Consider the following 20,392-nt stretch of genomic DNA (forward strand, 5'->3'; position numbering starts at 1 on the left):
AAAGCTGCCGCGGAGCAATCCTAAATATTATTTTCTGGTGTAAAGGTATTCATTCACTTTTTCTATAAGCTTGCTCGGACTGAAGGGTTTTACAATATAATCTGTAGCTCCAACTTCATAACCGAGCCTCTTATCTATTTCTCTACCCTTTGCTGTCAGTAAAATAACAGGGATTTTCTTTGTCAACGGATCAGATTTGAGAGCGCGGCATGCCTCATACCCGTCAACTTTGGGCATCATTATATCAAGTATTATCAAATTAGGCTGTTCTTTCCGAGCTTTCTCTATAGCTTCTTCTCCATTAGAGGCGGATACCACCTCATATCCTTCCGCCTCAATACTGAATTCCAGTATCTGAGTAATATTTGCTTCATCATCAACCACAAGAACTTTTCTTTCAGTCATACTTCCTCCTCCACTTTTTCTGTTTCTTCATTAATGTTATCGATTTTCCTGCTGAATTCAGGTGAATAAAAGTAGTCTTCCAGGTCTTCAATTTCTTCAAATCCTCTTAATTCATCCAGCACTTCCAGGAAAGCATTTACTATCTCGGGGTCGAATTTCTTCCCGGCGTTGGCGGAAATCTCCTCAGCCGCTTCATCCAGAGAATAGCCGCGTCTGTAGGGGCCGTGAGTAACAAGGGCCCTGAAAGAATCTATTACAGTTATTATTCTTGTTCCCATATCAGCTTCAGTAGATTTGATACCATCAGGATATCCCGTTCCGTCATAACTTTCATGATGATTACGTACCATCTTCATTACTCTCTCGTCAAGCGCCATAGGGGAAAGAAGCAAATAACCGATATCGGTATGTTTCTTCAGTTTTTCCCACTCTTCTGCCGAGAGACTCTCCCTTTTACCCCTTATATATCCCTCTATTTTCATCATCCCGACATCATAGAGATTCATCCCGAGATAAAGAGCCGCCAGGCTGCTTTCTTCTATATTAAGGCGCTTTCCCGTCTGGACGGCCAGCCTGGAATACAAAGACAGGTTTTTGCTTCCAATACTTTCTCTGAAATTGAGAATACTCCTCATCGCCTCTTTTAAATCGGCAAAGTTTGTGGAAATAACTTCATACGCTTCAAGTTTGCTCAGCATCGCGCTTATTATCCCGCTCAATACCTCCAAAACCTCTTTTTCAGGACCGGAAAACCTTCTTCCCTCAACATGGTCGCTTACATTGAGTACTCCCGTCACTTTCCCGTTTTCCTTTAATGGAACTGAAATAAAGGAATTTGTGCCGTAATAAGCAGAATTATTAGAACGTTTATAATTGGCGTTCTCTTCTATATTTCTGATATATATAGCCCTTCCCTCCTGAAAAACACGCCCCGCTATTCTTTCACCAACCTTAACCTTAGTATTCTGAACAAATTCAGGATCCATTCCCTTAGCCGCGACAACCCTGAGGACGTTTTCATCTTTATCCAGCTTCATAATTGAGGCCTTTCTCGCCTGCAGAAAACCGGCCATCATCTCCACAAGAAGGGATAAGAATTTTTCCCTCTGATGTCCCGTCGTTCCAAAAACCTCTGAGCTATTGCGTCTACGAATTATTATATCATCCCGCACGGGAAGCAATACAATAAATTTAGCTCCCGCGCGCTTTAAGTTTTCAACCCAAATCCGTCCCTCATGCCATTTAACAATATCTTTGCATATAGCAAGACCCAATCCGGATCCGCCGTATTCTCTGGTATTGCTGTTATCAACCTGGTAGAATCTTTCAAAGACCTTTTCCAGCTGCTGTTCCGGGATTCCCTTCCCCGTATCCTGAACTACTATTCTGACCGCGGAAGCTTCCTCGTCGAGGGAGATTGATATTTCTCCCTTATCCGGGGTAAATTTCAAGGCGTTTTTCATAAGATTATCAATCAGTTGATATATCATTTCCCTGTCAGCCTTCATTACAACATGCGATTTCGGTAAATGAAGATTGCAGTTAATTCCAGCGGAAGATATTTCGTCTTCAAGATTATTATAAACGTCCTGGATAATATTATTAATATCGCACTTTCCTTTTTTGCGCTTCAGCTGTCCGCTTTCCATCGTTGAATAATCAAGAATATTATCGACAAGATCAATTACCCTGTTATTCTCCTCTGTCATCACGCTCAGAAAATCCTTTATTGTATCTCTCTTTATGGAAACGATATTTTCAATAATAGTTTCGGCGTATGCCTTTATCGAAGTAAGAGGAGTCCTGAGTTCATGTGATACTATCGACATGAAATTAGTTTTTAATTGATTGGCGTTTTCAAGTTCATCTTTACACTTTGACAGTTCGGCTTCTTTCCTGTAACAGTTTTCCTTGAGTGTTTCTTCGCGAATCAATTGAGCGGCCAGCCCTGAGCATAAACTTAGAAAAATCTGATCGGCATTGACTGTCTCGTCGAAAAAACCTATTATAAACGATCCCGCATTACTGGTTCCCTCCACTATCGGATATATGAAGATGTTATCTTTCTTCCACGTAATCGATCCGGGAACAAAGACGCTGCTGTCACCCCCGAGGATGCCGCGGTTGAATTTATATCCGCCTCCCTCTTTAAATCTATCATCGAAATATTCAGTATATTTATCTTTAGGATGGGAAATGCCGGTCTCCGGCGGGACAGCCTCTCCGGCGCATCCTCTTAGATAAAAATGATCATCTTTGTATTTCTGAGTTCTTAATAACACAAAATCCGCTCCGGATTCTTCATAAACCGATTCGGCAATCTCCTGGTAGTTTTCGGAATCTTTCGGGTTCAGCAGGGTTTTTTCCCGCAGCCTGAGAAATTTTTCATACACCCGGTTTTCAACAACTTTCTCCCGGCGTACCATTGAACTGCCGGCTGAAGAGACGGCAAGAATCGCGAGCCCGCCTATATCAGAAAGAAAAATAAATTGTCTGCCCAACATTCCTTTTGGGATTAATCCCGCGAGAGATAAACCTTCAACTAACGCGGCCATACAGAACATAGCCGCTACAGTACTCCACAAAGCAGCGTTTGAAGAATCCTCTTTCTTTAATTCCTTTAGAAGCGCCGCCCAGAAACCAAGTGACGCGAAGGCCCAGGTTAGCAATATAAGATTTGAAAAGGAAAAGCCGATCCATGACAACGAGAAACTGAGAACCGCCAAAAACACACCGCCGACCAACCCGGCTGAAAGAATATTTTTGTTCCACCCGATTCTGAATTTTCCCTCGGCGGGCTTAAGGAAAGATGCCAATAAAATATAGAGTCCCGCCTGCCCGGCGGCAAAAGAAGCAATCGGCAGAAAAGATCCGCTTCCCAAAAGGGGACTAATAAATATCCATCTCGAAAAGAAGATAAAAACAAGGCCGGACAAGACCTTCCAGCTCTTCGATTTATTCCCCGCGTCAAAACCCACCGCCACTGCCGTTACAGACATAAGCAGAAAAACAGCAAGGTATGTTACCGATCCCGAATACCCCGTGAATATTTCTTCTATTCCTGCTCCAAGCAAAACTTCTCCCGGCTCAATGAAGAATTCTATTACTTAATTTGGCTTTCATTCTGTCAGTTATATTCAAATACTCTTCTACTTCCATATGTCCTTCATCCATCAGAACATCTATAAACGCGCTGACAATTGCCGCGTCAAACTGAGTGCCCGCATTTTTTACCAACTCCTCGACAGCTTCTACCACTGTCATCTCATCCCTGTAAGGCTTTTTGCTTACCATAGCGACAAACGCGTCAATAACAGCTAATATCCTTGAGCCTATCGGTATCTGATCCCCCTTAAGACCCATCGGATAACCTTTGCCGTCAAAATGTTCATGATGAAAGAGAACAATCTTACTTACTTTTTCCACAAATTCAAAGGGTCTGAGCAGGTCAGTTCCCCTTTGGGGATGACTTCTTATCTTGTTTATATCTTTTGACGAAAGAGATAATGTTTTATTAAGGATGTCTTCACTGACACATGACATGCCGATATCATGCACGCTGGAGACAAATTGAATTACTCTAATCTCTTTTCTTTCCAGATCGAGCTTCTTGGCAATTTTAACGGTCCAATTAACGGATTCTTTCCTTAAACCTGATTTATCCCTCTCAAATATTTCCAGCAAAGAGCGCAGCGAATGTATCGTCTCTTTAAGAAAAGCGTTAAAGTCCTGTGACATTCTCATTCTTTCTATGACTTTTGAAATTCTCATGCTTAGGCTTTTAAGTAAATCCAGGTCATCTTCATTAAAAGATTTGCCCGATAACTTATTATTCACATTTATTACACCCAGAATAGTCGAGCCGATCACAAGAGGAACACTTATAAGGGATTTTGTCTCGTATTGAGATTTTCTGTTTGAGTCGGTGATCCCGACTTCTTCAATATTTTCAATAAGCAGCGGTTTGCCGCTCTCAGCAACTTTACCGGCCACACTGCTGCCTACTTTTACTCTCGCGTTTCTGACTATCTCACTATTCAGTCCGTAAGCATCTTTGATGAACAATTCTTTTCTTTCCTCATCGAGAATCATAATGGATACTATCTTCGCCGAAAGAACCTCAGCTACTACACGGACTGAAAGTTCGAACATTTCGTTTATTTCATTTCTGGAATCTGTCGCGTCTATAAGGAAACCAAGTAGATTATTAAAGTTATGCTCCTTGGGAAGAGTAAAAATAAATTCTGTTCCTTCGCCGACTTCGCTCGTTACTTTTATATACCCGCCGTGCTGCTCGACAATATTCTTTACTATTGCGAGGCCAAGCCCAACACCTTCGTTAAACCCGGTATGAGCTTGATAGAATCGTTTAAAAACATTTTTTAACTTATCTTTAGATATCCCTTTTCCTTCATCTCTGACGGTAACCTTTATTGATACGGCGTCTTCTGCGGCTTCAATATATATTTTTCCTTTCGCGGGCGAGAACTTTATGGCATTCCCTATCAGATTTATAAACACCTGCTTTATCAAGTCTTCATCGCCGTCAACCCAAGGAATTTCGTCTGAAATATTCACAATCAGCCCGAGATCTTTATCCTTAAAATACGGCTGCATGGAAGATTCCACATTCTGAATCAATTCCTTTAAATGGAAAACTTTTCTCTTCAGAGCCTTCCGCCCGAATTTTATCTTGGAAACATCAAGAACTTTATTAACCATACGGATGAGTCTTTCCGTCTCATTCGAAATAACACCCAGAAATTCTTCGCGTTCTTTGAAATCAGAATCAGCGGCGTGCTCTATCAGAGATTCAACATAGGCTTTGATAGACGTCAAAGGAGTCTTAAGCTCGTGGGAAAGATGTGAAATATATCCCATCTTCAATTTATTAGAGCTCTCGAGGTTTTCATTTTCCGTTTCAAGTTTATCTATCCGTCTGTTCATAACTTCGTGTAATTTGCTTTTCTCAATAGCTCCGGCAACCTGACCGCTTAGAATTGTAAGAAGCTTCAAGTCTTCTTCCGTAAAGGCTTCCTCGGTTACATCACCAACCATTATTATCGCCAGGCTGATATCATTTGAAATAACAGGTATAGCCAGTAGAGATTTGAGTTTATTCCCCTTAAGCAGTTTTGACGCTGAACCTGAAGGATGATCTTTAATACTGTTAATCACAAGACCTTCCTTCAACTTAACTACTTCTTTAATTAAAGGATCCTCTTTCATTTCAGGGGTTTGTTTTACGCTTCTGGCATCTTTTACGTCGAGTTCAATATATTTGAATACTTCATGTTTTTCAGTAAATAAAACAGCTCCGGCCCACGGCCTTCTCAGGAGAAGTGTTGTTTCCTTGCAAACCATTTTCATCAATGTTTCAAGGCTTATCACCGAATTTATTCCCAAGCTTATATCATATAACCTCGTTAATTCGAGTATTCTCTTCCTGGATTGCTCTATTTTCTTTTCAACGTTCCGGAAATAGACTCTGAATTTCTCATGATACGTGTTGAAAAGAAAAATCATAAGCCCCATGAATCCGGCTAGAGCCAGCAAAGTGCCGATTAGAAAGTGTTCGTTCATAATTGAAGAATAATCGCCCTGATAACAGGAAAAATGAGGAATTGAACCGCTTATTTCAAGAAGGCTGAGCGCTCCTATAACAGTAACTGTTACTAATGTAAGAATGATCCCCGTGGAGATGGAAGGGATAAGTCTGCTGGAAAAGAACAACGGCAGAATTACTAAAAACAAAAACGGACTCCACGCAGAACCGGTCAGATATACGAGAGAGAGTACAGTCGCCAGATCCACCACTATTGCCAGCCAATTTAGAAGATTGATCCCTTTTTCACTTTCTTCTAAAATGAAACCTTCAAGCCCGGCAACAATAAAATTAAGTAAAGCGGCCCCCATAAACAAAAACACGACAAGATCTGTTCTGTAAGTAAACCCCGCTAATTCTCTGGCAAGGTATACTATGCAGAAAATCGCCACCAGCTCTATCATTCTGATGTTTATCGCGTTCGTCAGTTCCCGTAATTTGTTTTTTCTTGCAATTTCCTCAAACATATCTCTATCACACCGTTTTTTCATGTGCCGGAGTATCCGAAACCAGCACCGGCACAGAGACGACCACAGTTGTGCCAACTCCCGGAACACTTTGCAGATCTATTTTGCCGTTGATAAACGAAACGGCATCCGCCGCCATGGAAAGCCCCAAACCCAACCCGCATTTACTATCTGATGGGTCAACACGAAAGAAGGGAAGAAAAACCTTCTCTTTCATGTCTTGAGGAATTCCCGCGCCGTAATCATAAACATTTATTATAAGAAGTTTTTCATTTTGATCCGTTTTGTCATCACCGGAAAGTCCGGCCGTTACTCCCGGAGGCGTAGAACTTCCTCCGAATTTTTCAGCATTTGAAAAGAGATTGCCCAGCGCGACCTCAAGATATTTTTTTCTCAATTTTACCGGGGGAATATTCTTGTCTACTTCATTTACAATTTTCCCGGGATTCTCACAATACTTGCCGAGTACCTGATCCACCAAATCGCTGAATCTGACTTTCTTCATCTCACCAATTAGCTGCCCGGATTGTTTAATGCTGAGCATTCGAATGTACATCTCGACTAGAGACTCCAGACCATTTACGGCTTCCTCTGTTTTACGAAAATATCTTTTTTCCTTACTTCCCATTTTCGGAAAACTCGATTCGAGAAGCCCCAGATACCCTTTTATCGAAGTCAGAGGCCTGACAAATTCACTGCCTACCACCGAAAGAGCGGAATTGAATCTAACTTTGTAATTATCTATCTTTTTTTGAAGAGTTTTCAGCTTTTCCTCTAACTCCGGTGAAGTTGAAGATTGGGGCATCTCTTCTTTATTTATAATTGTCATTGAGCGCTTCCATTTCTGACATTAATTTCACGTGAATACCTATAATCGATAACCTCCGGAGACAGTAAATATAGATCACCTTTCTATCTCACTTTTTCCGGCATTGCTCTTACGCCTCTCTCTTACTAAGACGCTTCCGTCCATATTCTTGCCGAATTTCTTAAGTTCAGATGTTATATCACTTACGTGCGCGTAGTGTTTCAAACGTCCATTATTATTCGCTACAAACGCGATTGTCAGAGACATAAGGGGCACTTTGCTTATTTCTCCCGTCCTGTCCCGTATTTCCAGATACCCCTTGGCGATATCCTCTTCATCCATAAGCACGGAAATTTTATTGCCAAACTCGTCAATGATGCGTCTCGCGATAATCTCAGCCCTGCTTACTGATGTAATTACCACAAAATCGTCCCCCCCTATATGACCGATAAAATCCTTTTTGTTTCCCGCTGAATAAACCGATTCGTTTATGATATCAGCAAGTAAGAGAATCGTTTCATCCCCTCTCTGGTAACCGTAATAGTCGTTGTATGCCTTGAAGTTATCAATATCCACATACAAGAAGGCGAAGGCCTCCGATTTTCCTATTAAACTCTCTAATTTCTGCCTGATGACCTTATTGCCCGAAAACCCCGTAAGCGGATTCGCGTCTTTTTGCTTTTGCCCCCAGTCAAGAACATTATTCACTCTGAGCAGGAGTTCGTCATTTGAGTAAGGTTTTATCAGGTAATCATTCGCTCCATTTTTAAGTCCCTGAATCTTATCGGGCATCTCGCTTTTAGCAGTCAGCATTATCACGGGAATCTGACTGGTTCTGATTTCTTCTTTCAGCTTCGCGCACACTTCAAATCCGTCCATTAAAGGCATCATAAGGTCAAGAATAATAAGATCGGGTATTCTTCCGCGTGCCTCGCGCAAAGCCTTTCTGCCGTTTTCCGCGCATATGACTCTGTATCCGTTTCTTTCAAGCTGAAACTTTAGAATCCTGCGTATATGTTCTTCATCATCTACTACTAATATTTCAGGCGTTTTTCTATCTGTATATTCCATCGAGTCTCCGCAAGTTGTTGTTCATTGACGCGTTACAGCCTTTAAAATCAAACTGAGTAAGACAAAAGATAAGCCAATTCAACTATTGGATTTCCGCAATTTACATGCCAAGTCTATTCAAAAAGACGGAGGGCAGCGCAGCTCGAGGAACCAGGGTGTAATCATAACCATGACAGACCGTTACATATATATATATTTATTGTTAAAAGGCTTAATTCAGTGATCACCACAGTGCTTTTTGCACATGGATTTCCGATTTTGAAAATGGAATATTACTAAGAAGCGGATCAGCTCCAGGATTTGAGCATTCCGCGTGAGAATGTGTTGAGATCTATATTGTCTGTTATCCCCGATTTAATCTTGTACATACCGGCGCATGCTATCATCGCGGCATTATCCGTACAGTATTTAACATGGGGCCAAAATACATCAACCCCCATAGCTCCAAGCCTTTCGGCGGCCAGTTCTCTAAGCCGCCCGTTTGCCGCCACCCCGCCCGCGAGATAGAGTCTGCTGACATTTTTTCTGCCTGCCGCGATAACAGCTTTCAGAACAAGCACATCGGCTATAGCCTCCTGTGCCGAAGCCGCCACATCACTTACTATAGAAGGGGATAACTTCCCCAGTGATTCTATCTTGAGTCTCACGGCTGTTTTTAAACCGGAGAAAGAATAGTCACATTCACCTGAATTTTTAAGTCCTCTCGGGAAATCGAACAATTCCGGATCGCCCTCCAGGGCGGCCTTTTCAACCGCCGGCCCTCCGGGATAGGGCAATCCCAGAAGTTTTCCGATTTTATCAAACGCTTCCCCCGCGGCGTCATCCCTGGTCCCGCCCAAAAACTCATATACCCCTATTTTCTTTACGTATATAAGCTGTGTATGCCCCCCGGAAACCACCATCGCCAGAGATGGAGTTATGAAATTATCTTCCAGATCATTTGCCAGAATATGCCCTTCAAGGTGATGCACGCCGATCAGCGGAACACCGCTTCCATAAGAAAGCCCCTTCGCGAAAGAGAGCCCCACGAGGAGAGAACCTGTAAGCCCGGGTCCGTTTGTCACACATATTCCCGACAGATCGTCAAGATCAACTCCCCCGGTTTCCATCACACTCTCATAGAGGGGCAAAAGAGTCTTCATGTGCGACCTGGAAGCGATTTCAGGAACAACGCCTCCGTATTTTTCGTGAGCAAGCTGAGCCGCGGTCTTGTGAACAACAACCCCTCCGCGGTCGGAATAAAGGGCGCATGCTGTGTCATCGCAGGAAGTTTCTATCCCGAGGTACAATTTCTCCATCTCTTAGCCCCTTCTCTATAACATTCTCCAAGGAGTCAGGTTCATGTATATGACGCGCGGAGCCCTGCGTTTATCCACAAGTGTTACAGAAGCGTTAGCTATTGTAATTCTGTGCATCATATCAAGATCCATCTTAAGGAAAGTTGTAATGACCGGTTTTATAATATCACTGTGAGATACTATCGCTGCCCTTCCTTCCTCTTTTAACGAAAGGTCATCTATAAACTCGACGGCGCGTTTGGTGATTCCCTCGATATCTTCATGTTCGGAGAAAGCAGAGCGCGTGGGCTTTTCAGTATACAGCTTAAAATCCGGGTCATCCTTAAGGTCTTTGTAAGTTTTGCCCACCCAATTCTCGAAGGAAGATTCGTCCAGTCTTGGATCTTCCCGTATATTAACCCTCAGCACATCAGATAATATATCGGCTGTTTGCCTGGTTCTCTTTAGAGTGCCGGAATATATTATTTCGATTCCTTCATCTGAAAGAAATTCGGCGGTTCTTCGCGCCTCTTCCCCGCCGGTTTTATTTACGGGGACTTTGAGCCTGCCCATAACTCTTTTTTCCCTATTCCAGTCTGTCTGCCCGTGTCTTATAAAGTAAAGAAGCATTACAGCAAACTCTCCTCAATAACTGTTTTAAGTATATTTATTGACATACCCGCGACTGAAATTGCCTGCGCTGAATCCTGTTCTTACTTTTACTCGATTCAGTCCCGGCTCTATCTCGCTTAAAATATATGTTCATATCCTGATTGTCCTATCTCTCTTTCCCGCCCCTTTCGATCTCTCAAAAAGACCTTTCTGTCACCGTCAGTTATTTTTCCTACCGGGAAAATTCCTTCCGCCTTAAAACTCCCGCCGGCGCCTCTGAGCGTGGCGATTTGACAATATTCTTCCCCGCTGCTTAAGGCCAGAGAAATGATTAAATTCCTGCTGATTTCGGGTAAATTCAACAGCACACGGGGCACGGGCATATATTCCTCATCGATTAAAGCTCCAACACCGCTCTCCGAGCACAAAGCGGCAAGATCTTTCCCGACTCCGTCACTGACATCTATCATAGATGTGATCTCTATCCCTTTAGCTTCAATCCCCGGTATATCCAGGGGGCGGGCCGGGGGAACAAGATATTGTCTGATTAAACCCAATCCTCCGGATACAACAGAAGGAATGCCCCTGTTGCCGCAGAACCGTTTTATCTCTTCAGGTCCGGCGGAGAGATCCATTTCAGAGACAAAATCTCTCAGAATCTTTCTTATTTTACGGTCTGAAGGAAGGATCGCGCCAGCAAGGTCATCCCCCTTATGAATCTCAAAAAGATCTTTTACAAGCCTCATACCCGAAAGAGAACCCCCGCACTCCCCTGTCATCACTATCAGATCGCCGGGGGCGGCGCCTTTCCTTCTTACCGCCTTTCCCGCGGGAACTTCTCCCGTGATGGCAATATTAAAAAAGCCTCCGCCCGGGCTGTATACCGTGTCGCCTCCAGCGAGCTCTATACCGTAATAATCACACCCCAGCTTCAACCCCTTTACAATTTCATCCAGTTCTTCCTGCTTGCACCCCTTGGTCAAACCGGCTGTTACAAGAATAGCCCTTGCCTTTGCTCCCATCGCGAATATATCGGAAACATTCGAAGAAATCACTTTTTGTACTGCCTGAGACAAAGTCGAAAAAGAAAGATCGTAATGCACACCCTCTACGACGGCATCGGCGGCGAGAACTATTTCCCCCCTGCCGGAGGCCAGCAAAGCCGCGTCATCTCCGATCTGAGCTTCCGGAAAACCCCTTTTGAGTGTCTCTATAACAGTGCTCTCTTTCATCTTTTCTCCATGAGAGATTTAAAAACGGGTAGTCGAGTTGTTAATAAAACCCCATATTCATATCTGTCCGGACGCGGCGCAAAAACCGCGGGCTTTTCTCAAATGTAATCACGGGCTGCAGCCGGCAACATTTTCAATTTCTTTTACCGCGCGCGGAACCGCTCTCAAACAATCACCCGCTATCATCGAACGCTCTCCATAATCAAAGGCCGCTATATCTGCCGCCCGGGAGTGAATATATACACCCAGCCTCGAAGCCGACTCTCCGCTGCAGCTCTGAGCAAGCAATCCTCCGATTGTTCCGGTTAAAACATCTCCGCTTCCCGCGGTTGCCTGCCCCGGGTGCCCCGGAACATTCACGTATACATTGCCGTCCGGCAACGCCACGAGAGTAGGAGAACCTTTGTGGACAAGCGTAATCCTGCTTCCTTCTATCAAAGAAGATATTGCTTTTATTCTCTCTTCGGGGGTTTCCGGAACTTTTTTCCCTGTAAGCCTTCTCAGCTCTCCCGAATGGGGAGTCAAAACAATTTCTTTATCCCTTGATAAATTCAAAAGTGTTTCATAATCCCCTTCGAAAGAATTGATGGCATCGGCATCTAAAAGAACAGGGGCTCTGCAGCGGGAAACAAAATCTTTAATAAATCCCGCGGTTTCTTCATCCGTTGTAAGGCCCGGCCCGATAGCGGCAGCGTCATACCTGATCTTTCCGTTCAATACTCCGAGAGCGTCCTTTGAAATAGAACCATCCTGTGTTTCAGGCAGAGACACAAAGATTATCTCCGGCGCAGCCGATTGGACTGAACCTCGAATCGATTCGGGGCCGGCCATGTATACTATTCCGCATCCCGTCTTCAGCGCGCTCAGGGCGCTCAGCTGCGCGGCCCCGGAGTATCTCCTGCTTCCCGCTACAACGAGAAGAGAGCCGCACTCGAATTTATGAGCTTCAGGGGAACGAAGAGGAAAATCAGCCGAGGCCAGCAAAGCGTCAAGCATATGAACCTTCAGCCCGCTTTCTTCAATTACATTTTCAGGCACTCCTATATCTACAACTTCAAGATCTCCGGTATTACTCTTCCCCGGATTAAACAGCGCAGCGAACTTAGGCAGAGCCATTGTAGCTGTTAAATCAGCTTTTACCGCCGCTCCCATAATTTCAGCCGTTGTTCCGTTAACTCCGGAGGGAATATCCACGGAAAGAACCGGCAGCGGAGAGTTGTTTATAAGCTCTATTAGTTCTAAATATTTGTCCCTTACCGGACTGTTTATTCCAGTTCCCAGAAGGGCGTCTATGACGAGATCGCTCTTTTCAAGCTCCTTCGCCGCTAATCCTTCCCATCCGGGCCTGTAAAGTAATATTTCCTTTATTCTTTTCTTTTCTCTCAGAGTTTCAAGCCGTGAATAATTAGCGGAGGCGTCGGGGGAAAATTCTTCCGCTCTGTGAAGATAATATAACACTACTTCCGCGCCCGTTTCGGCAAGCAGCCTGGCAACGACAAGACCGTCGCCGGCGTTATTCCCCTTTCCGAGGAAAATCGACACATGAAGATTTTCCGGCACTTCATAATACCCGGTGATCAATTCAAATATTCCCCGGCCGGCTCTTTCCATAAGCGTCAATCCCTTAACGCCGCCTCTGATAGTGGCCTGGTCGATTTTTTTCATTTGGCCGGCAGTTACGACACGCATTTCACTCCCCCCTACTGTTGAGTTGATCAATAACCCCTAGAAGACTCGATATATCATCAATTTCGTAATCCGCACCCGAGGATTCGGTGCCAAATGTGTCGCCGTATCTTGCAAACACAGTCTTCATTCCAAGCTCTGAAGCGCCCGCGATATCCCTCTCGGGCCAATCTCCAATCATCAGCGCTTCCTCCGGCTTTAAACCAAGTTCGTCCAGAACGGCTTTGAACGGGGCAGGACTTGGTTTCTGCTCTCCCGTATCTTCGAAGGCAAGAGCGACATCAAACATGTGATGAAGCTTAAGATAACACAACCTGAGCCACGCTTCCTCGCGGGGAGCGTCGGAGACCACCGCGAGTTTAAACCCGCGCTTTAAGAGTTCTATCAATGTGCTGTTTACATGCGGGTAGAGAACTAAAGACGCTTCCCTGGCTCTTCTGTAAGCTACTATTCCCGCCGCCATGATTTTATAATTGACTTTGCCTATGAGTTTTACCAGAAGTTTGTTGAACACTTTCTGATGCTCTATTCCCTCTTCTTCGTATATCTTAAATATTTCTTCTTCTATCCTTTCATTGGAAAAGTCAAGCCCCGCGTCAACCATAGCCTTGACAGCCGCCTCTATGGCGGACTTCTTCATCCTCACGAAATCTGTTAGTGTGTTATCAAGATCAAATATAATCAATTTAACCATATCTTTCTCCTTGCCGCGCGCCAATATCCCAATATATTCTAATACTATGCCACGTTATGAAAAGAATTATCCGGATGAAAACAAACTGCCCGATTTAAAACCTTCCATCTTCGATCTAATTAACAACTATCTTCTTCTTTCCTATTCCGCGGCGTGTTTTATGATCTACTTTTCTGTCTCCAGCATCCTTTATTTTAATAACTGGATTATTCTCTCCATAATACTGCCCGGGCTGATCGCCTTCGTTCTGCCTTTGTACCTCCTTGCAAAAAGGTTTTCCACGGGATTCCTCTATGAATACCGGATAAAGTCTCCCGATTCTTCGATAGCCGTTCTGGTTATGCTTATCGCGTTAAGCGCCATCCTGCCCGTCGACGCGCTCTCCAGCTATTTTGAACAATACAGATCGGTCGATGCTGATTATACCAATTTACTGATATCAATCAAGCCCAAAGGGCCGGCGAGTTTTCTTGCAGCCGCTTTTGGCTTGGTAATCGCGGCCCCCTTCTCTGAAGAGCTTCTTTTCAGGGGGTTTATTCAAAGAATTATGCAGAGAAATACCCGTAAGATCCTTGCTGTAATATTATCAGGCGTTATCTTCGGCGCTTCACATTTTGACTTAACCCTCATTCCCGGGATTGCTGTTCTGGGGATAATCTTAGGCTATATATTCTTAAGAACCGGAAATCTCTTTTATTCCTTTTCCGCTCACGCCCTTTACAATTTCATTTCCCTGCTCAGGCTCCATTACACGTCAGAGGCCGATATCAAGAGCGGTGAAATAGCATCACCGTCCGGAAGCTGGGTCCTTCTGTCAATTTTAGTTTTCTTTCTCGCAATATACCTCTTCGAAACGAAGACGGCTAACGGAGAAAATTAAGGAAAGTGAGATCTAAGATCCTGCTTCCCTTTTTCTTCATCCACAAAATATAACAACACGGCGCCCGTTATGAAAAGCAGGGAGATCGATGAAATACCGATTCTGGTGGACGTTTCACTGCTGAACCCCGCTCTTCTTGCAAAGAGGCCGAGGCCGCCGATTAAGACCGGCCCTATAATTGCCGCGAACTTTCCTATCATATTATAGAACCCGAAATATTCAGCCATTTTCCCCTTCGGTATAATTTTCGCGTAAAAAGAACGGCTCAGGGCCTGGATTCCGCCCTGAACGAGCCCCACAACAACAGCTAATAAATAGAATTCCTCTCTTCCGCTTATAAAAGCCGCCCACACTGAAACAAAGAGATAAACTCCTATAGCGAAAAATATTCCCCTTCGAGCTCCCACCTTCACACCGAGGGCGCCGAAGGCCATCGCGGACGGAAACCCCACAAATTGAGTAATAAGAAGAGCTATAATTAAATCGTTCCTTTCGAGCCCTATCGACAGACCGTAATCAACCGCCATCCTGACAACTGTATCAACGCCGTCTATGTAAAACCAGTACGCGAGCAGAAACATAAAAATCGTTCTAAGGCTTCTTATTTCCCTGAACGTTGATCTCAACTCTGAAATCCCGGACTTTATTATTTCTCCGGGGCTGCCTGCCCTTTTCCCCCGAGGTTCTTTTACAAAGAGAATCAGCGGAATTGTAAAAAGAGCCCACCAGATTCCCACCGACAGAAAAGAATATTTAACCGCCGCCTCTGAAGACGATAAGCCGAAAGCCGCCGGGCGCAGAGTCATCCATATATTCAGCGCGAACAGGATTCCTCCGCCGAGATATCCGAGGGCATATCCAAGAGAAGAGGTAAATTCCATTCTTTTCTCTGATGAGACAAGCCCGATAAGGGAATCGTAAAAAATGTTTCCGCCGTTGAAAGCAATAGAGGCAGCCGCGTAGAACAGTAAGGCGAATTCCCAGTTGCCCTCAGCGACAAAAAAGAGGGCGGATGTTAATACCGCCCCCGTAAAACCAAAAAAGACAAGAAACCTTTTTCTTGCCGATCCCCTGTCCGCTATCGCTCCCAGAACAGGCGCCAAAAGAGCAATGCTGATGCTGGCAAGTGAAACGCCTATTCCAAGTCTGGCCGTACTGACAGTCGCATCCACATCCCCGCACCAGTAACGCTTAAAAAATACCGGGAAAAATCCCGCGATCACCGTCGTGGCAAAAGCGGAAGCCGCCCAATCGTACATACTCCAGCCGAAAACAGCCTTTTTATCATCCTTTCTCACGTGTCCCCCGCTTCGGCCCGGAAATTCTCATTTGGCTATATCAGAAGGCGAAAAACAATTATGGCGTATATCAAAAAGGGAGCCGTTCGGCTCCCTAAAAGGGCAACAATTTCCAGAAGTCTTTATTTGTTTGATAACCCCAGTTCTTTTCCGATACTAATCTCCCCGTTATCTATCCTTATATTGAAGCCGCAGTCCGGGTTATTACATACCCAGGCCTTATAAGTGATAGGGGCGCCGTCTCTTCCATAATCTGAAAGAGGGAGAAGTATTCCCTTTTCACACTTCAAACATCCGGTAAACCTGTCTGACATTATCCCGATCCGGTATCTGCTCCTTCCGGATCTTTCACCTCCGTCTACTCGTTAATCCCAGCCATTCCCATTCTCTATATTTAACATTTTTCATCTTCGGAACTTTTTGATAAACTGTCAAGTAAAAAAGGAGGCATTATCAAAACTATAAACAGGCAGGCCGCTTTTCTCTTCGACGGGATGCTCGGCAGACTATGCCGTAAAATGAGACTCCTGGGATTTGATTCCAGGATTAACCCGACCTCTGAAACGGGACGTTTTCTTATAAATGCCGAGAGGGAAAACCGTCTGGCTGTTACACTTTCAAAGCGCCTGACAGACAGGCCGGGCAGAGCTCCGCTGATTCTTGAAAGCGCCGGAATATTTGATCAAATCACAGAACTTATCCTCTCTCTGAAACAACCTCCGGCGCTTGAGCCATTCACGCGGTGCCTCGAATGCAACACAATTCTCACGGAACTTCCCGCTAGAGAGGCCCGGCTTCGTGTTCCGGACTATATCGCCGAAAATTTCAATGAATTCTTAGAGTGCTCTGAATGCGGCAGGGTTTACTGGAAGGGCACGCATTTTACCGCGATGACAGATGAGGTAGAAAAGATAACGCGGCGGATATATCGGGTTAGGCGTAAAATCTGACGGCTCTTTGTCTTGCGGGTCCATTACATCGTATTTCATGTATTCGAATGGTCCTGCTTCAAAATATGCGGCTCCTCCCGGCCGGGCTCCGGAATTTCCATATCGATCAGTTCCAGGGGGTTATTTTCCTCTTCCATATTCTTGATTTCCTTTAATGCCATCGCTTTCATCGGGTGCTTTCCTTAAGTCTTCTGTTCCTTTTTTTCCGCGGCGGGAAAAAGGATGTTGTTTAGAATCAGCCTGTACCCCGGAGAATTAGTATAGCGTTCCAGTCTTGTAGGCAAATCTCCCACAAAGTGTTTATAATCTTCCGGATCATGCCCGCCCAGAAAAGTGAATGTCCCTTTCGCGAAATTGCCGTGTATGTAGCGCGCCTCGCCTTTTCCCTTTACCTGGCCGAGTATCAGCACTCTGTCTTTTATAAGACTCTTTTTAAAAGAGGTTGTCTGTCCCATAAACCCTTTTATCACTGACACGTGATTCTGCACCAGCATAGTCGGAACCGGATCATGCTTGGCCGAAAACTCGAAGAGTGTAAAGAAATCATTTCCCTCTGATCTTTTTGCCGCGGTTTCGGTCATATCTATATCCGAATATTCGTAAACATGAGGGTTTGTTATTAAGGTAAACCCCTCGAAGGCGAGGCAGTTTTCGTAATCCAGTTTGTTCTGGCAGTCTGGTGTCATGCCGTCATGGTCAAATTCGCGGGGGACAATATCTATTCCCCGGGCCGCCAGAGCGATATCAAATGAATCGCAGCCGCTGCACATGGCAAAGAGGAACCCGCCCGTTCTCACATATTCCTTGATCGCCCTCGCCACCGCCTTCTTTTCCTCCGACACCTTGTCGAACCCGAGAGAAGAAGCCCTTCTTTCAAAAATTATCTGCTGCTTTATATACCACTCCTTACGCCTGTAAGAAGCGTAGAACTTCCCGTACTGGCCGGTAAAATCCTCGTGGTGCAGATGCAGCCAGTCATAATTTCCGAGTTTGCCCGTCAGGACCTCGCGGTCATAGATGACATCGTAGGGAATCTCTGAATATTCAAGAACCAGCATAACAGCGTCATCCCAGGGCTGTTTGTCGGGAGGGGCGTAGACAGCCACCTTCGGAGCCTGTTCGAGAAGAACGGTTTCCATATTGCTCTGTTCTATTTCACCGTAGATCGAAGCAATCTCACTGCCGCTGAGTTTAACGACCTCGACACCCATGGCGCGGGCCCGGGAAGCGGCGATACCTATTTCGGGAAGCAGAAATGATCCGCCCCTGTAATTCAAAAGCCATTTTGCCTCCCCCCCCCTTTCCAGCACTTTATATACAAGCCCGTAGGCCTTCAGATGATTCGTCTGGGAGAGATCCATCGGCACCAGATAATCGGCGTATGCCGCCTGCGGCAAAAATAATCCCAACGACAGCGCGAGCATTACTGTTATCAAAAGCTTCAATCTGTTTTAAGCCTCCTCGTTTTAATTCAATTTGAGCCTACCGCTCAAATCTGAATATTTCTTCCTGATTCGTGATATAAAAGGGTTATCGGGGTATCTTTCTATTGATATCCCGTAATGTTTCAGAGCTTCCCGGGGCCTCTCTGAAGAAATAAGATCCGCGAGCTTTTCCAGCGCCGCCGGAGCGGTAGAACTCATCGGGTAATCTTCGGCGATTTCCGTCAGATCCGCTTCAGCTTCGCCTCTCATACCGCTATCAATTTCCAGAGAGGCGCGCGTAAGAAGCGCCCTCGGTATTAGCGGTGATTCCGGAAAACGCCTCTTTAACATTCTGAGAGAATCTATCGCTTTCATCAACTCATTTCTTCCGGCAAAAAGCCTCGCAGCCGCAAAAAGATCGAGCGCCCCTTCATCTTCATCTATCTCCCGCCTTATAAGCATAGCCATATCCAGAGCGTCATTCGCGTGATTACTCGAATAATATTCTTCTGCCGTCTTTGAAAATCCCTCTAGAGCCTCACTGTACTTTCCGCAGTAAAATTTTTGCTCGGAGAGCCTGTAGGCAGCTTCGGAAGCCACGGTTGAATCACTGCCGGAAGCAAGAGCTTCAAGCTCCTCTGTTATTTTTCCTTTGCATCCGGATATCGAAAGGGCTCTGGCGCGCGTAATTTTAGCTTTCCTTTCGTGTTTTTTTTGCCGCCATTTTGAACGGCCCAGAATATCAAGAGCTTTCGCGGGACGCCCCATCCCTTCCAGTTGAATTTGAGCCATCAGCAGACGCGCCTCGCCTTTATAGGAAGGGTTCTTGACGCCCGCCGCGGCGTCAAAAGCCTCCTTAAGAATTTCGATATTATACGGCCACCGGCGCCTCGCCCGGAAAAATTTCAGCTCGGCCCTCAGCAGGGTCACTCTCGGCGCCTGCGGGCTCTCTCTGTAATGCTCAAGAAAACGGCGGGTAACTTCAAGAAGGAACAATTCATAATCAATATCTCCCATCTTGTGATCCATTCGCGCCGCGGCAGATATGAAAGAATAGTAGAGATTTTCCCCTCTCTTATCTTTATTTCCGGCGCGAAGGACTTCCCGCGCTTTTTTATACCTGCCGCTCTCTACAAGAAAAAGAACCTTCACATAATGTAAGTAAGCGCTGTCTTTTCCAAGCCCGCCGGTTAAATCATCGTACAGCGGCAGAAGCGTGCTGTCTCTTCCCGATTCTCTGAAGATCTCGAGAATTGTCTCCGCGCCTCTTAAATCCCTTATTGCTCTCTCCCCGGACAATCTCTTAACCTCATCCTTAAAGGCGGCTTCTGACCTTCCCAGGATTCTTTCCCATTCCACGACCTTTATCATTCGGGACGTGTAATACCGCCCAACCGCCCCGTCTCTCATTACAGAGACGGCGTCATCGTACATTCCGGCTTTCCACAGCAGCGCGGCCACGTCATCGTAATAAGCAATATTTTTATCTCCCGCGGCCAGAAGGCTTCTCCATGTATTTCCCGCTTTTTCCTCTCTGCCCATTTCCATATATGCTTCGCCGAGACTCTTTATCAAGCTGACGTCGAACTTTCTTTCCTCGAGTTTCTTCTCGATAAAAGATACCGCTTCCTCAGCTTTTCCAATCCTTATATAGACATCCGCGAGCATCCTCGCGGCCGCAACGTTACGCGGGTATTCCCGGCAGAGTTTCTCCAGAATATCGAGAGCTTCCCTGTATCTTCCTCTCTGCAAGAGATTTCTCGCTTTAATTCTCCTCTCGGCAGCCCCTTCCCTGTCAGTCTGCTTTGCCCCCTCACCAGAGGCGCCCTTTCTAACATTAACCCCTTCATCCTGCTGAGTTCTCCCCCGCCCGGGAACTGACAGAACAAAAAGAACCGCGGCCAAAAAGACCCCTGAACATCTTATAATTCTCTGTATATCCGCGGGGAATATTCTGATTTTATTGTCAGTTCTGTCAGGCAA

The 20,392-nt window shown here is 45.3% G+C and carries 17 protein-coding genes; 2 read left to right on the plus strand and 15 right to left on the minus strand.

From position 1 onward, the window contains the following. Positions 1–27: 27 nt before the first annotated feature. The 10 genes from U5O15_07070 to U5O15_07115 form a co-directional block, all read right to left on the minus strand. A complete protein-coding gene (locus tag U5O15_07070; GenBank protein ID MDZ7860411.1) occupies positions 28–405 on the minus strand; it encodes a response regulator in 378 nt (125 codons plus the stop codon). Next, positions 402–3,479: an ATP-binding protein gene (locus U5O15_07075; protein MDZ7860412.1), complete on the minus strand. Its 3,078-nt coding sequence runs from the start codon at positions 3,477–3,479 to the stop codon at positions 402–404. Before U5O15_07075 ends, U5O15_07070 begins: the two co-directional genes overlap by 4 nt. 13 nt (positions 3,480–3,492) lie before the next feature. Next, the gene (locus tag U5O15_07080) at positions 3,493–6,501 is read right to left on the minus strand and encodes an ATP-binding protein (GenBank protein ID MDZ7860413.1); all 3,009 of its coding nucleotides are present in this window, start codon (positions 6,499–6,501) and stop codon (positions 3,493–3,495) included. Beyond that, entirely contained in the window at positions 6,485–7,306 is an 822-nt protein-coding gene (locus U5O15_07085; GenBank protein ID MDZ7860414.1) for a HAMP domain-containing sensor histidine kinase, read from the minus strand. The genes U5O15_07080 and U5O15_07085 overlap by 17 nt, the downstream gene beginning before the upstream one ends. 75 nt (positions 7,307–7,381) lie before the next feature. Continuing rightward, entirely contained in the window at positions 7,382–8,356 is a 975-nt protein-coding gene (locus U5O15_07090; GenBank protein ID MDZ7860415.1) for a response regulator, read from the minus strand. Positions 8,357–8,643: 287 nt separating this feature from the next. Then, a complete protein-coding gene (gene tsaD, locus U5O15_07095) occupies positions 8,644–9,654 on the minus strand; it encodes a tRNA (adenosine(37)-N6)-threonylcarbamoyltransferase complex transferase subunit TsaD (protein MDZ7860416.1) in 1,011 nt (336 codons plus the stop codon). Between the two features lie 15 nt (positions 9,655–9,669). Further along, positions 9,670–10,263: a histidine phosphatase family protein gene (locus tag U5O15_07100; GenBank protein ID MDZ7860417.1), complete on the minus strand. Its 594-nt coding sequence runs from the start codon at positions 10,261–10,263 to the stop codon at positions 9,670–9,672. A 119-nt stretch (positions 10,264–10,382) separates the two neighbouring features. Then, on the minus strand, positions 10,383–11,477 hold the full coding sequence (locus U5O15_07105) for a thiamine-phosphate kinase (protein MDZ7860418.1): 1,095 nt from the start codon (positions 11,475–11,477) through the stop codon (positions 10,383–10,385). A gap of 108 nt (positions 11,478–11,585) precedes the next feature. Then, positions 11,586–13,166 (minus strand): NAD(P)H-hydrate dehydratase, encoded by a 1,581-nt coding sequence (locus U5O15_07110; GenBank protein ID MDZ7860419.1) that lies wholly within the window; start codon positions 13,164–13,166, stop codon positions 11,586–11,588. 1 nt (position 13,167) lies between these two features. After that, positions 13,168–13,857, minus strand: a complete 690-nt coding sequence (locus tag U5O15_07115; GenBank protein ID MDZ7860420.1) for an HAD-IA family hydrolase — start codon at positions 13,855–13,857, stop codon at positions 13,168–13,170. A gap of 46 nt (positions 13,858–13,903) precedes the next feature. Between U5O15_07115 and U5O15_07120 the strand changes: the two genes are divergently transcribed. Next, positions 13,904–14,737, plus strand: a complete 834-nt coding sequence (locus U5O15_07120) for a type II CAAX endopeptidase family protein (GenBank protein ID MDZ7860421.1) — start codon at positions 13,904–13,906, stop codon at positions 14,735–14,737. On the opposite strand, the gene U5O15_07125 is transcribed toward U5O15_07120, so the two are convergent. Both U5O15_07125 and U5O15_07130 read right to left on the minus strand, forming a co-directional pair. Further along, a complete protein-coding gene (locus U5O15_07125) occupies positions 14,734–16,035 on the minus strand; it encodes an MFS transporter (GenBank protein MDZ7860422.1) in 1,302 nt (433 codons plus the stop codon). The two genes, U5O15_07120 and U5O15_07125, sit on opposite strands and share 4 nt — an antisense overlap. A gap of 122 nt (positions 16,036–16,157) precedes the next feature. Continuing rightward, complete coding sequence (locus U5O15_07130) at positions 16,158–16,349, minus strand: hypothetical protein (protein MDZ7860423.1); 192 nt, start codon at positions 16,347–16,349, stop codon at positions 16,158–16,160. Between the two features lie 147 nt (positions 16,350–16,496). Here U5O15_07130 and U5O15_07135 point away from each other — a divergent pair, with 147 nt between their 5' ends. Then, entirely contained in the window at positions 16,497–16,985 is a 489-nt protein-coding gene (locus tag U5O15_07135; protein MDZ7860424.1) for a Mut7-C RNAse domain-containing protein, read from the plus strand. A 35-nt stretch (positions 16,986–17,020) separates the two neighbouring features. On the opposite strand, the gene U5O15_07140 is transcribed toward U5O15_07135, so the two are convergent. Genes U5O15_07140 through U5O15_07150 form a run of 3 tightly spaced genes read right to left on the minus strand, consistent with a single transcriptional unit; the run spans position 17,021 to position 20,392 of the window. After that, on the minus strand, positions 17,021–17,155 hold the full coding sequence (locus U5O15_07140; GenBank protein ID MDZ7860425.1) for a hypothetical protein: 135 nt from the start codon (positions 17,153–17,155) through the stop codon (positions 17,021–17,023). Positions 17,156–17,167: 12 nt separating this feature from the next. Beyond that, a complete protein-coding gene (locus U5O15_07145; protein MDZ7860426.1) occupies positions 17,168–18,430 on the minus strand; it encodes an asparagine synthetase B in 1,263 nt (420 codons plus the stop codon). A gap of 21 nt (positions 18,431–18,451) precedes the next feature. Then, positions 18,452–20,392, minus strand: coding sequence for a tetratricopeptide repeat protein (locus U5O15_07150; protein ID MDZ7860427.1), 1,941 nt, complete (start codon positions 20,390–20,392; stop codon positions 18,452–18,454).

This window comes from Candidatus Krumholzibacteriota bacterium, from assembly GCA_034520215.1.
GTDB lineage: Bacteria > Krumholzibacteriota > Krumholzibacteriia > Krumholzibacteriales > WJIX01 > JAGHBT01.

Bases quoted from the DNA above. Each gene is read 5' to 3' on its own strand.
- U5O15_07085 (MDZ7860414.1), bottom strand. From the start codon at position 7,306: ATGACAATTATAAATAAAGAAGAGATGCCCCAATCTTCAACTTCACCG.
- U5O15_07100 (MDZ7860417.1), bottom strand. From the start codon at position 10,263: ATGCTTCTTTACTTTATAAGACACGGGCAGACAGACTGGAATAGGGAA.
- U5O15_07130 (MDZ7860423.1), bottom strand. From the start codon at position 16,349: ATGTCAGACAGGTTTACCGGATGTTTGAAGTGTGAAAAGGGAATACTT.
- U5O15_07110 (MDZ7860419.1), bottom strand. From the start codon at position 13,166: ATGCGTGTCGTAACTGCCGGCCAAATGAAAAAAATCGACCAGGCCACT.
- U5O15_07080 (MDZ7860413.1), bottom strand. From the start codon at position 6,501: ATGAAAAAACGGTGTGATAGAGATATGTTTGAGGAAATTGCAAGAAAA.
- U5O15_07090 (MDZ7860415.1), bottom strand. From the start codon at position 8,356: ATGGAATATACAGATAGAAAAACGCCTGAAATATTAGTAGTAGATGAT.
- U5O15_07140 (MDZ7860425.1), bottom strand. From the start codon at position 17,155: ATGAAAGCGATGGCATTAAAGGAAATCAAGAATATGGAAGAGGAAAAT.
- U5O15_07070 (MDZ7860411.1), bottom strand. From the start codon at position 405: ATGACTGAAAGAAAAGTTCTTGTGGTTGATGATGAAGCAAATATTACT.
- U5O15_07105 (MDZ7860418.1), bottom strand. From the start codon at position 11,477: ATGAAAGAGAGCACTGTTATAGAGACACTCAAAAGGGGTTTTCCGGAA.
- U5O15_07115 (MDZ7860420.1), bottom strand. From the start codon at position 13,857: ATGGTTAAATTGATTATATTTGATCTTGATAACACACTAACAGATTTC.
- U5O15_07120 (MDZ7860421.1), top strand. From the start codon at position 13,904: ATGCCACGTTATGAAAAGAATTATCCGGATGAAAACAAACTGCCCGAT.
- tsaD (MDZ7860416.1), bottom strand. From the start codon at position 9,654: ATGGAGAAATTGTACCTCGGGATAGAAACTTCCTGCGATGACACAGCA.